The following is a 12,982-nucleotide window of genomic DNA, read 5'->3' as shown; positions in this document are numbered from 1 at the left end:
GTGGTGGTCGTCGAGCTCGACGACCACCACGCCGACACCGTCGAGTGCGCTGAGGGCGTCCTTGGCGTCGGAGGCCATGAGGTAGGCGAAGTTCGGCGAGCAGAACGACGTGGGCAGCCGCAGGTGGACCGTGACGTCGTCGCCGTCGATGTCGACCGAGCGGACGAAACCGAGGTCGGTGACCGGTTCGTCGAGCTCGGGGTCGATGACGGTGTCGAGGGCGCGGCGGACGACAGCCCTCGACACCGTCGGCCGGTCGGTGAGGACGGTCATCGCTCAGACCGTCGCCAGGTCGGCCGCGGCCGGGTCGCGCGGACCGGTCTCGGTGGTGTCGGCCTCCGGGAGGCGCAGCTCCGCGGGCACCTCGATGCCGTACATCTTCGCCGCGTTGAGACCGAGGATCTTCTTCTTCTGCGCGGTCGTGAGCGGGGCGTACTCCGTCAGGTCCGCAGGGATCTGGAAGTCGACGAACTGCTCCACGAGCCACTTCGGGGTCCAGATCGCGTAGTCGCTTGAGAAGAAGATCCGGTCCTCGCCGATCCAGTAGAGGAGCTCGCCGAGGATCTGCGCGAAGTAGCGCGGGCGGGTGTGCATGAAGGGCATCGCGACGGCCAGGCCGCCGTAGACGTTCGGCTCCTGCGTCGCGATCCAGCAGAAGTCCTCCAGGCGGGGGAGGCCGACGTGCTCGACGATGAAGTTGAGGTCGGTGAAGTCCGTTGCCACGGCGTCGATGTCGGCCACGTCGAAGGCGTCCCGGTCGAGCGGGCGGATCGTGGGGCCCTTGTGCACGTGGATGTTGGTGACACCGAGCTTGCGGCACTCCTCGAGGTACCGGTAGGCCCAGGGGTCGGTGAGCTTCCAACCCCGGGACTCACCGTGCCACTCGGCCGTGTACAGCTTCACTCCGGTGAACTTCATCGCCTCGTGGTCGGCGCGCAGCTGGTCCAGCCCCTGCTCGCCGTTGCGCGGGTCGAAGTTGTGGTTGTACGTGAGCCTGGTCGGGTTGGCGGCGGCGAGCTCGTACGCCTCCTTCGTCTGACCGAAGCCGGTGTTGTAGAACTCGGTCAGCGCTGCCGGCTGGAAGATCGCGTGGTCGACGTACCCGTCCTCGAAGAGGTCCTTCATGAGGCGCTGGCCGCCCTGGTAGAGGTAGTCCTCGTAGCTCCACACCTCGGCCTCGGGGGACAGGTTTCGGTGGTAGTCGTAGAAGCAGTCGATGAACTGCTTGCCGTGCTCGTTGCGCAGGTTCTCCGGACGCGCGTCCCACAGGGCGATGTGCGCGTCGACGATGAAGTAGCTCTCGCCGTCCTTGGTGTACATGGACTTCTCCTTCCCGCGACCTCGTCGTCGCGGACCGTTCCCCTGACGTCGTCGTCCCGGGTGCTCCCGAAGTTAGGCAGGCATCGACCCGGCCGGGAGGGGGTCGGCGTCTCAATGTGAGACGACCCGCTCGTCTCACATTGAGACGGCGACCCCTCGTCATCCGGGCGTGGCGGAGCTACCGTCGGACCAGCGAGAGGAGGTCGAGGGTGACCGCCGAGGACGACGCGGCCCTGCCGCAGCGCGCGACCGCGCCCCCGGGCGTGGGCGCGGTCGCCGCGCCGTCCAAGCGCCTGCTCGCGTCGTGGCGCCGCAGCGCGGAGTACGGCGTGTCCCTCGAGGAGGTCGAGCCTGTGTGGGCCGGGTCACCCGTGACCGACTCGCTGTTCAGCGAGTGCGGTCACGAGGTCCTCACCAACCTGTACCAGACCCTCGCCGACGAGCCGCTCAGCCTGATGCTGACCGACGCCGACGGCCTGGTGCTCAACCGCTTCTCGGGTGACACCAGCCTGCTGCGGGCGCTCGACAGGGTGCACCTCGCACCGGGGTTCGCCTTCTCGGAGCGGGAGGCCGGCACCAATGGCCTCGGCCTCGCGCTCGCCGACCGTTCGCCCACCCTGGTCCGCGCCGAGGAGCACTACAGCGCGAGCCTGTGCACCTACACCTGTGCTGCCGTGCCCGTGATCGACCCCGTCGGCGGCCAGCTCGAGGGCTGCGTCAACATCACGACGTGGTCGCGCTCCTCCGCGGGCCTGCTGCTCGCCCTGGCGGAGTCGGCCGCCAGCACCACCAGTGCGCTCATGCTCGCCCGGTCGAGCGGGCGCACGCCACGACCCGCGACCCGAGGCGGCGTCTTCCGGGTCCAGCGGGCACGGCTCGAGCCCGCGGCCGGGACCGTGCGGGCGATGTCGGCGCCGTGGGTGGATGCGCTCGACGCCGCCTGCGCGGCACTGCGCTCCGGCCGGGTCGTGGCCGCGGTGGGCGAGCCCGGGTCCGGGCGGGCGACGCTGCTGGGTCAGGCCCTGCGCCGGGCCCACCCACGGATCCGCATCCTCAGCGCCGACGTCCCGGCCCCCGAGGACGTCGAGGCCTGGTTGAGCCTCTGGACCCCAGAGCTCGCCAAGCCCGACACCGCGGTCGTCGTCGAGAACGTCGACCGCCTCCCCGCGTGGGCGGCCCACGAGCTGCGGCAGCGGGCGGTGGCCGCCCTGCAGCAGAGGTCTCCGGAGGGTGTGCACCCGTTGACGTGGGCGGTGACCGCCGTCGACCTCGACGCCGTTCCGGCGCCACTCGGCCCCTTGGTCGACACCGTCGTCCCGGTCCTGCCCCTGCGTGAACGGGGCGAGGACCTCCTGCTCCTCGCCAGGTGGGCCGCGCACCAGGCCCGGATGCGCGAGGTCGACTTCACCGCCGCCGCCGAGCAGGCGCTGCTCGCCCACGACTGGCCCGGCAACGTCGACGAGCTCGTCGCGGTCGTCCACGACGCCGCGACGAGGGCGGAGACCATCGACGTCCGCCACCTTCCGCCCGCCTTCTCCGCTCCCGGCGGGCACCGGCTGACGCGGATGGAGACGGTGGAGCGCGACGAGATCGTGCGTGTCATGGCCGGTCACCCCGCGTCGGTCGGGGACGCCGCCACCCGGCTCGGCATGAGCCGCGCAACGCTGTACCGCAAGTTGCGCTACTACGGGGTGACGCGGCCCGGCTGAGGTCCCGACGCCGAGGTCCCGACGCCGACGTCCCGACGCCTGAGGTCCCGACCGGCCCGGGTCGACGCCGCTCGCGAGAGGATGAAGGAGGTGAGGGCTACCGGTCCGTGGAGCGGTCGAGGGCGACGAGTCCGGCCCGCGCAGCTGCGACGCCGAGCTGGAACCGCGTCTGCACGCCGTACTGGTCCATCAGCTGCGCCATCCGCCGCCGGACGGTGCGCAGGCTGCACCCGAGGTAGCGCGCGATGGACTCGTCCTTCAGACCCAGCTCGAGCAGGCGGACCAGCTCGGCGTCGTCGTCGTTGCCCGGCCCCTCGGGCGCGATCGGCAGGGCCCGCGCGAACGAGCGGTCGAACAGGGCGGTGAACGCCGCGATGACCATGGGGTCCCGGATGAGGACGTAGTCGGCCGCGGGGTTGGCCCACTCCGCGACCGCGACCAGCGCCTGGTCGTCGAAGATGGCGAACTCGCTGGGCGGCACGAGGCTGACCCGTTGCTCCTCCCCGGCATCGGCCCACGACCGCACCCACGCCCGACCGGCCTCGCTGTCGAGGATGTCCATCGGGTAGATGGTCTGCTGGCGGAAGGCACCGCTGCTGATGAGGGACTGGGTGTTGCGGATGTTGTCGGCGTCGGTGCCCGAACCGATGTCGATGCTCAGGGCGCAGTTGCGGGCGATGGTCGTGGTGGCGTCGATGAGGTGGCGCAGCAGTGGTGGCGCGAGGTGCGCGGGGAGCGCCTCGAGGACCACCTGCCCCCGGGCCGCCGAGGTCGCGGGGTGGGCGGCGAGCTCGAACAACGCGTAGCGCACCTCGGCCAGCTCGGCCCGACGCACCTCGAGGTTGCGCTCCCCGCGTTCGAGGATGCGGTGCATGCGCTCGAGCGGGTCAGCGAACAGGGCTTCGAGCTCGTGCGCGGGTACGTCCTTGCTGGTCACAGGCCCCTCCCCCGACATTTCGTCATCATCTGGCCATTGACACCATAGTGCCACCTGAGCGCCGGTACGGCAGGGCACAATGAGTCCGCCAGCTCGTCGAATCGGCAGGGGACGACCAGACGGGCGGTACGCAGGGCCGGTCTCCGGACCAGTCCGCAGGGGGGCGACGCCGGGGGGTGGGATCCGATGGATCCCACCCCCCGGCTTCACTGCGCGGGGCTTCGCTGGGGCCCCTCCGCCGGTCCACCGATGCGTCACGACCGGGCAGCACGCACCCGTCACGACCACGCAGCACCCAACCCCACGGCCCCGTATGGCGTCGACGAGGGTGAGGGGGCACGCGCCCGGACCGCACGACAGGGGAGACCGATGACCAGCCAGCGCACGACCACCGCCCTGACCGCCACCGCGGGGCTGCTCGTCGTGGGGGTGCTCGCTGCCTGCGGCAGCCCGGGTGGGGCGCCCGGCTCGTCCACCACCTCGAACCCCTCGTCCACCACCTCGAGCCCCTCGTCCACCAGCTCGACCGCTGGACCGAGCCCCACGACGGTCACCGTCACCGTCACCGCCGGCTCCCCCACCCGCACCCCGCACATCGACCCGTCGCCCACCACGCCGCCGGCAGCCAAGGACGCCCCCGCCATCCCTCGATCGGCGCAGGACTACGGCACGGCGTTCGTCAAGGCCTGGGTCGACGACGACCGCACCCGGGCCGACCAGCTCGGGACCCCGGCGTCGGTCAAGGCGGCCTTCGCCAGCCGGGTCGACACCATGCCGAGGTTCGTCCGCTGCGAGGGGGCGGCCGGCTCGAGCTACTGCACCTGGCAGGGCGACGAGTACACGATGCAGGTTCGACTCCGCAACGACCTTGCCTCCCTGGGGCAGCCGCACGCAGTCACCGAGGTGGTCTTCCAGCACTGAGGGCGTGGGCACCGTGCGCCCACGCCCTCGACGACCCGCCCACTGCGGGCAGGTCGGTGACCTAGAGGCCGAGCTCGCGCGCCCCGGTGGTCGAGGAGTCGCGCAGGAACTCGGTGCACCGGTGCTGCTCGTCGGTCTCGCCGATCGCTCCGGCGGCCTTGGCCAGCGCGGCGAGCGCACGCAGGAACCCGCGGTTGGGCTCGTGCTCCCACGGCACCGGGCCCTGGCCGCGCCAACCGTTCTTGCGCAACGAGTCCAGGGCCCGGTGGTAGCCGGTGCGGGCGTAGGCGTAACCCTCGACGGTGCGGCCATCGGCGAGGGCGTCCTCGGCGAGCGTCGCCCAGGCGAGCGACGACGTGGGGTGCGCCGCGGCCACCTGGTCGGCAGCGACGCCGTCCTCCAGCAGGCGTGCTGCGGGGTCGACGGGCAGCCGGGTCTCGGGGATGCCGAGCAGGTTGTCGCTCATGCGTGGGTGCCGGCCGATCGCAGGTGCTGGCAGGCCTCGACGACCCGGGCAGCCATCCCGGCCTCGGCCTCCTTGCCCCAGGCACGCGGGTCGTACTGCTTCTTGTTGCCGACCTCGCCGTCGATCTTGAGGACACCCTCGTAGTTGGTCAGCATGTAGCCGGCCACGGGACGGGTGAAGGCGTACTGCGTGTCGGTGTCGATGTTCATCTTCACGACGCCGTAGTCGACCGCGGCCGCGATCTCCTCGGCGGTCGAGCCGGACCCACCGTGGAAGACGAGGTGGAACGGCTTCTCGTCGGCGGTGCCGAACTCCCGGTGCACGGCGTCCTGCGCAGCCTTGAGCACCTCGGGCTTGAGCTTGACGTTGCCCGGCTTGTAGACGCCGTGGACGTTGCCGAAGGTCAGGGCCGTCATGAAGTAGCCGTTCTCACCGGTGCCGAGGGCCTTGGCCGTGGCGATGGCGTCTTCCGGCGTGGAGTACAGCTTGTCGTTGATCTCGTTCGCGACCCCGTCCTCCTCGCCACCGACGACGCCGACCTCGATCTCGAGGATGACGTGGGCGGACTTGCAGGCGTCGAGCAGCTCACGTGCGATCGAGAGGTTCTCGTCGAGCGGCACGGCCGAGCCGTCCCACATGTGCGACTGGAACCACGGGGTGCCGCCGGCCTTGACCCGCTCGGCCGAGGCGGCCAGCAGCGGGCGCACGAACCCGTCGAGCTTGTCCTTGGGGCAGTGGTCGGTGTGGAGCGCGATGTTGACGTCGTAGTTCTTCGCGACCTCGTGCGCGTACGCGGCCAGCGCCAGCGAGCCGGCGACCATGTCCTTGACCGTCGGGCCGGAGAGGTATTCCGCGCCACCGGTCGAGACCTGGACGATGCCGTCGCTGCCGGCCTCGGCGAACCCGCGGATCGCGGCGTTGAGCGTCTGCGAGGACGACACGTTGATGGCGGGGTACGCGAAGGAGCCTGCCTTCGCGCGGTCCAGCATGTCGGCATACACCTCGGGGGTGGCGATGGGCATGGTCTCTCCTTCGTTGGCACGGCGACGGGCACGGCGAGGGCAGCAAGGCCTTGCGTCGCCACCGATCCTTCCACGTCGGTCGCCGCCGGCGACACCCGTGTCTCAGCCGGGCGCGGCGTCCAGGGCCTCGAGGCGGGCCGTGAGCAGCGCCCGCTCCGCGTCGTTCGCGCAGCGCGAGATCGCGAGCGCGTATGCCGCGTGGGCGCCTTCGTCGTCACCGGCGCGGCTGAGCAGCTCGGCGCGCACGGCGGGGAGCCGGTGGCTGTGCGGGAGCTGGTCGTCGAGACCGTCCAGCTGGGCGAGCCCGGCCCGGGGACCGTCGGACTCGGCCACGGCGACCGCCCGCGCGAGCTGGGCGCTGGGGGTCGGCGCGAGGGCGAGCAGCGTGTCGTAGTGGGCGACGACCCGGTCCCAGCGAGTGGAGCGGGCATCTGGGGCCGTCGCGTGCTCGGCCGCGATCCGGGCCTGCACGGCATACCCGGCGGTCTGGACGGTGACCGGTCCGGTGAGGACGGCCGAGTCGAGGAGCGCCAGCGCCTCGCGGACCTCGTCGCGGTGCCACCGGCTGCGGTCCTGGTCGGGCAGCAGCACGATCGCCCCGGTGGCGTCGACGCGCGCGTCCCGTCGCGAGTGCTGGAGCAGCATGAGGGCGAGCAGCGCGGTGAGCACCGGTTCACCTGGGCGCAGGCCGAGCACCACGCGCACGAGGCGGATGGCCTCGCCGGCGAGCTCGGTGCGGACCGCGTCCGGGCCGCTTCCCGGGGCGTACCCGGCGGTGAACGCGAGGTACGCGGTCTGGGCCAGGACGTCGAGGCGCTCGGGCAGCTCGGCGGCCGAGGGCACGGAGAAGGGGATGCCGGCGGCGACGATCTTCTTCTTGGCCCGCGTGATCCGGGCCGCCATCGTCGGTTCCGGCACGAGGAAGAGCCGCGCCACGTCGGGCGTCCCGACACCGAGCACGAGCCGCAGGGTCAGGGCGCTGGCGGCCGCGGGGTCGAGGGCGGGGTGGCTGCACATGAGGACCAGCCGCAGCAGGTCGTCCTCGACGAGGTCACCCGGGTCCGCCCTCACCACCCCTCCCTCCTCGGACGCCACCACGAGCAGCGGCACCTTGCGCTGGGCCATCGCCTCGCCGCGGAGGCGGTCCAGGATCCGGCGCCGTGCCGTCGTGTGCAGCCAGCCGACCGGGTTGTCGGGCACCCCGTCCTGCGGCCAGCGCCGTGCGGCGGCCTCCACGGCGTCGCCGAGCGCGTCCTCGACGAGGTCGAGGCGACGGAACCGCGCGAGGAGCAGGGACACCAGGCGCCCCCACTCCTCGCGCACGACCCGGGCGAGCAGGTCGGCCGGGTCGTGCGGAGGGAGGGACGTCACAGGCTCTGGTACCCCTCGACCTGCACGGTCGGGCGCACCTCGACGGTGTACGACCTCGGCAGCAGCTTCGCGGCCGCGATGGCGGTGTCGAGGTCTGGGAGCTCGACGTCGTAGTAGCCGCCGACCTGCTCCGTGAGCTCGACGAACGGGCCGTCGGTGACGACAGGCGTGCCGTCCTCACCGTGCCGGATCGTCGTCGCCAGGTCGGCGTCGCACAGGGCTGCGCTCTCGAGCCGTCGGCCCCGCTCGTCGACGAACCGCTCGAACGCGTGGTGGGCGTCGAAGAACTCCTGCCGCTCCTCGGCCCCGGCCGCCTCCCACCGCCCCGGCGCGTAGGCGATGAGGACGACGTACCTCACGACGGACGGTCCTCGGGCTTGACCACCCGTCGGACCTCGATGCCGTCGCCGAGCGCAGCGATGATCTGGCAGCAGTCCACGAGGTCGTCGAGGTCCTCGGTCTCCACCTGGTAGAAACCGCCGACCTGCTCGGTCACCTCGGCGAACGGCCCGTCGGTGGGGCTGCCGCCGCCGGCCGGGATGCTGCGCGCCTCCTTCGAGGAGTGCAGCTCGGCCCCGCCGGTGATCTTGTGCCCCCGCTTGGCGAGCTCCTCCCCGAAGCGGTTGTACTCGGCATACCCGGCGGTGCGCTGCTCGACGCTCATGGTGGTCCACCAGCGGTCGGCGTCCCCCACGATCAACACGACGTACTCGGTCATGGCGCTCCCCTCACATGCCCACGGTCGGGCGGATCTCGACGGCCGGGTGGAACGGCGTCGCGAGGAGCCGGCCGCAGACACGGGCCAGGTCCTCCACGTCGTCGGACTCGACCAGGTAGTAGCCGGCGACCTGCTCGGCGCTCTCGGCGAAGGGACCGTCGGTCAGGGTCACGTCGTCGAGCGAGGTGCCGCGCACGACCCTGGCCATCGGGGACGGCGTGAGCTGGGCGCCGCCGGTCATCTTGTGCCCCCGCTCGGCGAGGAGCTGGACGAACTCCGTGTGGGCGGTGTGCAGGTCCTGCTTCTCCTGGTCGGTCGCTGTCGCGTACCTGGCCTCGGGGCTCGGCAGGAGCACGAGGTACTCGGTCATGGCTGGTCCTCTCATCGGTGGGGTGCTTCCACCCTGATGACGCACGAGCTCCGCGCTAATCGACAGCCTGCCCGAAAACATGTCTCCGGACCCAGGCATGCATCGCCACGGCTGCCGCTGCCCCGGCGTTGATCGAGCGGGTGGAGCCGAACTGCTCGATGTGCAGCACGACCTCGCACGCCTCCCGAACCTCCGCCGAGAGGCCCGGCCCCTCCTGCCCGAACACCAGGACGCACTCGCGCGGCAGGTCGTGGGTCTCCAGCGGCACCGAGCCCGGCAGGTTGTCGATCCCGATCAGCGGTATGGCGCGCGGACGGCCCTGCTCGTCCCGCCCCGCGGTGGCGGCCCAGGCGATGAGGTCGTCGACGGTCGGGTGGTGGTGCTCGTGCTGGTAGCGGTCGGTCACCATCGCGCCGCGACGGTTCCAGCGGCGCTTGCCGACGATGTGGAAGGCCTTGGCGTTGAAGGCGTTCGCGGTCCTGATGACCGAGCCGATGTTGAAGTCGTGGCCCCAGTTCTCGACGGCCACGTGGAAGTCGTGGCGGTGGGTGTCGAGGTCGGCGACGATCGCCTCGTGCCGCCAGTAGCGGTAGGCGTCGACGACGTTGCGCCGGTCCCCCTCGCGCAGCAGGTCGGGGTCCCAGTGGTCACCGACGGGCCACTCGCCGGCCCAGGGACCGACCCCCACCTCGACGTCCGACACCTCGACGTCGGGGGTCTGCTCGCTCACGGGTCCCACCCTAGGCGCGCCCGGCGCCGCCCCGGGGTCACTCCCGGGTCGCTCCGGGTCAGCCCGAAAACCCTTTGTCGCCTGCGGGGTGGGTCTGCTGCCATGAGTGGGTACGCACCACCGACACCAGACCGGAGAAACCCATGCGAGCTGCTTCCACGTCCCGCCAGGTACCCACCTACCGAATGGATGTGAAGGCAGTTGCGTACGTTGACCGTCGGGGTCGTGGCGCATGTTGACGCCGGCAAGACCAGCCTGACCGAACGGATCCTGCACGAGGCAGGGGTGCTCGACCGACCCGGCAGCGTCGATGCCGGCGACACCCGCACCGACTCCCTCGAGCTCGAGCGCCGCCGTGGGATCACGATCCGCTCCGCCGTCGCGTCCTTCGAGTGGCACGACACCCTCGTCAACCTCGTCGACACCCCGGGGCACTCGGACTTCGTCGCCGAGGTCGAGCGGTCGCTGGCGGTGCTCGACGCCGCCGTGCTCGTCGTCTCCGCCGTCGAGGGGGTCCAGGCGCAGACCCTCGTGCTGATGCGCGCGCTGCAGCGGCTGGGGCTGCCGACCCTGCTGTTCGTCAACAAGCTCGACCGCGCCGGCGCCGACCCGGACCGCGTCCTGGCCCAGGTGGGCGAACGGCTCACGGCGGAGGCGGTCCCGCTCGGCGCCGCGGACGCCCCCGGCAGCCCGCACGCGGCATACCTGGCGTTCGCCGCGTCCGACGGCGAACAGGCCGACCTGCGGGAGGGGACGCGGGCGGCCCGCGTCCAGCCGGTCGTCTTCGGGTCGGCCATCACGGGGGCGGGTGTCCCGGCCCTGCTCGACGCGCTCACGGACCTCGTCGCCGAGGAGAACGGCCCAGCGCTTGCGACCGAGGACGACGCCCTCGAGGCGCCGGCCGGCACCGTGTTCAAGCTCGACCGGTCCCCCTCGGGGACTCGCCTGACCTACGTGCGCCTGAGGCGCGGCACGCTCCGGGTGCGCGACCGGCTGGCACTGGCGGGCCGCGAGCCCGAGAGGGTGACCGGCGTCGAGGTGTTCGGACCTGACGGGCTGCAGCGCGCCTCGCAGGTGGAGGCCGGGCGGATCGCCGTGCTCCGCGGCCCCACCACGGCCCGCGTCGGCGACCGGTTCGGTCCGCACGGGCAGGGGACCCGGGACGTCGAGCTGGGGCGGCCCAGCCTGGAGACCGTGGTCGACCCGGTCGACCCGCGACAGCGGGGGCGGTTGTTCACCGCCCTCACCGAGCTGGCGGAGCAGGACCCGCTCATCGACCTGCGGCTCGACGACGGTCGCGGCGAGGTGGCGGTCTCGCTCTACGGCGAGGTGCAGAAGGAGGTCATCGCGACGTTCCTCGAGGAGGACCACGGCGTCGCGGCGACGTTCCGGCCCACGACCCCGATCTGCGTCGAGCGGGTCCGGGCGGTGGCCGCCGCGCACCAGCTCATCGACGTCAGCCCCAACCCGTTCCTCGCCACCGTGGGGCTGCGGGTCGAACCGGCCGAGGTCGGCCACGGCATCGAGCTCGGCCTCGAGGTGGAGCTGGGGTCGATGCCGCCGGCCTTCTTCGCGGCGGTGCGGGAGGGGGCCGGGCTCACCCTCGGGGAAGCGGTGCACGGCTGGGCGGTGCCGGACTGCCGGGTCGTCGTGACGCACTCGGGCTACTACCCGCGGCAGAGCGCGATGCACGCGGGCTTCGACAAGAAGATGTCGAGCACGGCTGCCGACTTCCGGAGCCTGGCCCGGCTCGTGCTCGCCGAGGCGCTGGCACGGGCCGGCACGGTCGTCTGCGTCCCCGTCCACCGGTTCGAGCTCGAGGTGCCCCAGGACCTGGTGGGCGTGGTGCTGGCCGAGCTGCCCCACCACCGGGCGGTGCCCCACACCACCCGCGTGCCGGACCGCTCGCTGGGCGCCGCAGCGGTGCTCAGCGGTGACGTCCCGGCCGGGGAGGTGCACGGCCTGGCGCAGCGCCTGCCGCACCTCACCCGGGGGGAGGGCGTCCTCACCACGGTCCTCGACCACCACGCGCCCATCACCGGCCCGCCCCCGGAGCGCTCGCGGGCCCGACCCGACCCGTTCGCCCAGGTGCGTGACTGGACCCGGGTGAAGCGGGCCTGGCCAGCCGACTGACCGGGCCTCAGCCGGCGCTCAGGAAGCAGGCCCCCTCGACCCGTACCCTTGGGGCCATGCACTCACTCAGCACCAACTGGATGGACCCCCAGTGGCTCCTCGACCACTTCGGATCGCAGTTCTTCTGGGTGAGCGTCGCCATCGTCTTCGTGGAGTGCGGGCTGCTCTTCCCGATCCTCCCCGGGGACTCGCTGCTCTTCGCGATCGGCCTGTTCATCAGCACCGGTGACTTCAGCATGAACCTCGTCGTCGCCCTGGTGCTCCTGAGCGTCGCCGCATTCGCCGGCAACGTCGTGGGGTACGAGATCGGGCGCGCGGTGGGCCGACCGCTGTACGAGCGTGACGGCCGCATCCTCAAGAAGAAGTACTTCGACGACAGCCACGCCTTCTTCGAGAAGCACGGCGCCAAGGCCCTCGTCATCGGACGCTTCGTGCCGATCGTCCGCACCTTCATCACGGTGGTGGCCGGCGTGAGCCGGATGGAGCGTCGTCACTTCTTCGTGTGGAGCGGCGTCGGCGCGGTGCTGTGGGTCTGGGTCATCACCCTGCTCGGCTACTTCCTGGGCAACGCGTTCCCCGCCCTCAAGGACCACCTCGAGCTCGCGATCCTCGCCATCGTGGCGGTGTCCGTCATCCCCATGGTCATCGAGGTCGTGCGCGCCCGTCGTGGCGACACCGCCGCCGAGGCCGTGGTCGAGGAGACCGGCGAGGCGCTGGGCGACCTCAGGGACGAGCGCCGCTGAGGGCTCCGACCCTCTGCAGCGACCACCACGCCCAGCCCGCGACCGCGATCCCCAGGGTCCCCGCGACGACGAACGACGGACGCGGCCCCAGCACCGTCGCCGCGACGCCTCCGAGGGCGAGCGCCAGCATCGTGCAGGAGCGGGCCAGGCCGTTGACGACGGCCATCGCCTTGCCCCGGTCGCAGGCCGGCACCCGTCGCACCAGCACCGCGATGATGGCCGCGTTGCTCGTCGCGTTCGTGAGCCCCAGCACCACCGCGAACCCGAGGAAGACCCCGAGCCCCGGGGCGAGGCCCTGACCGACCTGCGCCGACGACATGGCTGCCACGCACGCCACCACCGCCCGGAGCCGGGCCGTGTCGCTCGCCATGAGGCCCGCGAGGCCGGCCCCGACCACCGCGCCGGCCCCGGTGACCGCCTGCGCGAGCCCGAACTGCGCCTCACTGGCGCCGAGGACGTCGCGGAGCAGGAACACCTCCACGGTGTTCATCCCCTCGAGGGTCACGACGAACGGCAGCAGCGCCCGGACCAGGACCCAGACC

At 72.1% G+C, this 12,982-nt stretch carries 15 protein-coding genes; 4 read left to right on the top strand and 11 right to left on the bottom strand.

What is annotated here, in order from left to right:
- Nucleotides 1-273 (bottom strand): iron-sulfur cluster assembly protein (locus ASD62_RS20750; protein WP_235530696.1); only part of this gene is annotated, 273 nt, incomplete at its 3' end.
- Between the two features lie 3 nt (nt 274-276).
- Nucleotides 277-1,320 (bottom strand): amidohydrolase family protein, encoded by a 1,044-nt coding sequence (locus ASD62_RS12730; protein ID WP_056916275.1) that lies wholly within the window; start codon nt 1,318-1,320, stop codon nt 277-279.
- A 209-nt stretch (nt 1,321-1,529) separates the two neighbouring features.
- On the opposite strand from ASD62_RS12730, the gene ASD62_RS12725 reads away from it, so the two are divergent.
- Entirely contained in the window at nt 1,530-3,029 is a 1,500-nt protein-coding gene (locus tag ASD62_RS12725; protein WP_235529197.1) for a GAF domain-containing protein, read from the top strand.
- Nucleotides 3,030-3,126: 97 nt separating this feature from the next.
- On the opposite strand, the gene ASD62_RS12720 is transcribed toward ASD62_RS12725, so the two are convergent.
- Nucleotides 3,127-3,966: a hypothetical protein gene (locus ASD62_RS12720; RefSeq protein ID WP_056916274.1), complete on the bottom strand. Its 840-nt coding sequence runs from the start codon at nt 3,964-3,966 to the stop codon at nt 3,127-3,129.
- 369 nt (nt 3,967-4,335) lie between these two features.
- Between ASD62_RS12720 and ASD62_RS12715 the strand changes: the two genes are divergently transcribed.
- Nucleotides 4,336-4,887 (top strand): hypothetical protein, encoded by a 552-nt coding sequence (locus ASD62_RS12715; protein WP_056916273.1) that lies wholly within the window; start codon nt 4,336-4,338, stop codon nt 4,885-4,887.
- A gap of 61 nt (nt 4,888-4,948) precedes the next feature.
- Here ASD62_RS12715 and ASD62_RS12710 read toward each other — a convergent pair whose 3' ends face one another.
- The 7 genes from ASD62_RS12710 to ASD62_RS12680 all read right to left on the bottom strand — a co-directional run bounded on the left by ASD62_RS12710 (nt 4,949) and on the right by ASD62_RS12680 (nt 9,564).
- Nucleotides 4,949-5,353, bottom strand: a complete 405-nt coding sequence (locus ASD62_RS12710) for a DUF3151 domain-containing protein (protein WP_056916272.1) — start codon at nt 5,351-5,353, stop codon at nt 4,949-4,951.
- Nucleotides 5,350-6,375 carry a class II fructose-bisphosphate aldolase gene (gene fbaA, locus ASD62_RS12705; protein WP_056916271.1) on the bottom strand — a complete coding sequence of 342 codons (1,026 nt, stop codon included), beginning with the start codon at nt 6,373-6,375 and terminating at the stop codon, nt 5,350-5,352. Before fbaA ends, ASD62_RS12710 begins: the two co-directional genes overlap by 4 nt.
- A 102-nt stretch (nt 6,376-6,477) precedes the next feature.
- A complete protein-coding gene (locus ASD62_RS12700; protein WP_235530695.1) occupies nt 6,478-7,746 on the bottom strand; it encodes an RNA polymerase sigma factor in 1,269 nt (422 codons plus the stop codon).
- A complete protein-coding gene (locus ASD62_RS12695) occupies nt 7,743-8,105 on the bottom strand; it encodes a YciI family protein (protein WP_056916270.1) in 363 nt (120 codons plus the stop codon). Before ASD62_RS12695 ends, ASD62_RS12700 begins: the two co-directional genes overlap by 4 nt.
- Nucleotides 8,102-8,464 carry a YciI family protein gene (locus ASD62_RS12690; protein ID WP_056916269.1) on the bottom strand — a complete coding sequence of 121 codons (363 nt, stop codon included), beginning with the start codon at nt 8,462-8,464 and terminating at the stop codon, nt 8,102-8,104. The genes ASD62_RS12695 and ASD62_RS12690 overlap by 4 nt, the downstream gene beginning before the upstream one ends.
- A gap of 10 nt (nt 8,465-8,474) precedes the next feature.
- Nucleotides 8,475-8,834: a YciI family protein gene (locus ASD62_RS12685; protein ID WP_056916268.1), complete on the bottom strand. Its 360-nt coding sequence runs from the start codon at nt 8,832-8,834 to the stop codon at nt 8,475-8,477.
- A 55-nt stretch (nt 8,835-8,889) separates the two neighbouring features.
- Nucleotides 8,890-9,564, bottom strand: coding sequence for a TrmH family RNA methyltransferase (locus tag ASD62_RS12680; protein ID WP_235529199.1), 675 nt, complete (start codon nt 9,562-9,564; stop codon nt 8,890-8,892).
- Nucleotides 9,565-9,765: 201 nt separating this feature from the next.
- Between ASD62_RS12680 and ASD62_RS12675 the strand changes: the two genes are divergently transcribed.
- On the top strand, nt 9,766-11,697 hold the full coding sequence (locus ASD62_RS12675) for a translation factor GTPase family protein (RefSeq protein WP_056916266.1): 1,932 nt from the start codon (nt 9,766-9,768) through the stop codon (nt 11,695-11,697).
- A 56-nt stretch (nt 11,698-11,753) separates the two neighbouring features.
- Nucleotides 11,754-12,440, top strand: a complete 687-nt coding sequence (locus ASD62_RS12670; protein WP_056916265.1) for a DedA family protein — start codon at nt 11,754-11,756, stop codon at nt 12,438-12,440.
- Here ASD62_RS12670 and ASD62_RS12665 read toward each other — a convergent pair.
- The coding region (locus ASD62_RS12665; protein ID WP_162254768.1) for an MFS transporter at nt 12,421-12,982 on the bottom strand (562 nt) is incomplete at its 5' end. The genes ASD62_RS12670 and ASD62_RS12665 overlap by 20 nt on opposite strands.

The sequence above is a fragment of the Phycicoccus sp. Root563 genome, assembly GCF_001427915.1.
GTDB lineage: Bacteria > Actinomycetota > Actinomycetes > Actinomycetales > Dermatophilaceae > Pedococcus.
Note: the sequence above shows the minus strand (reverse complement) of the source record. Positions and strands in the feature narration are given on the sequence as shown.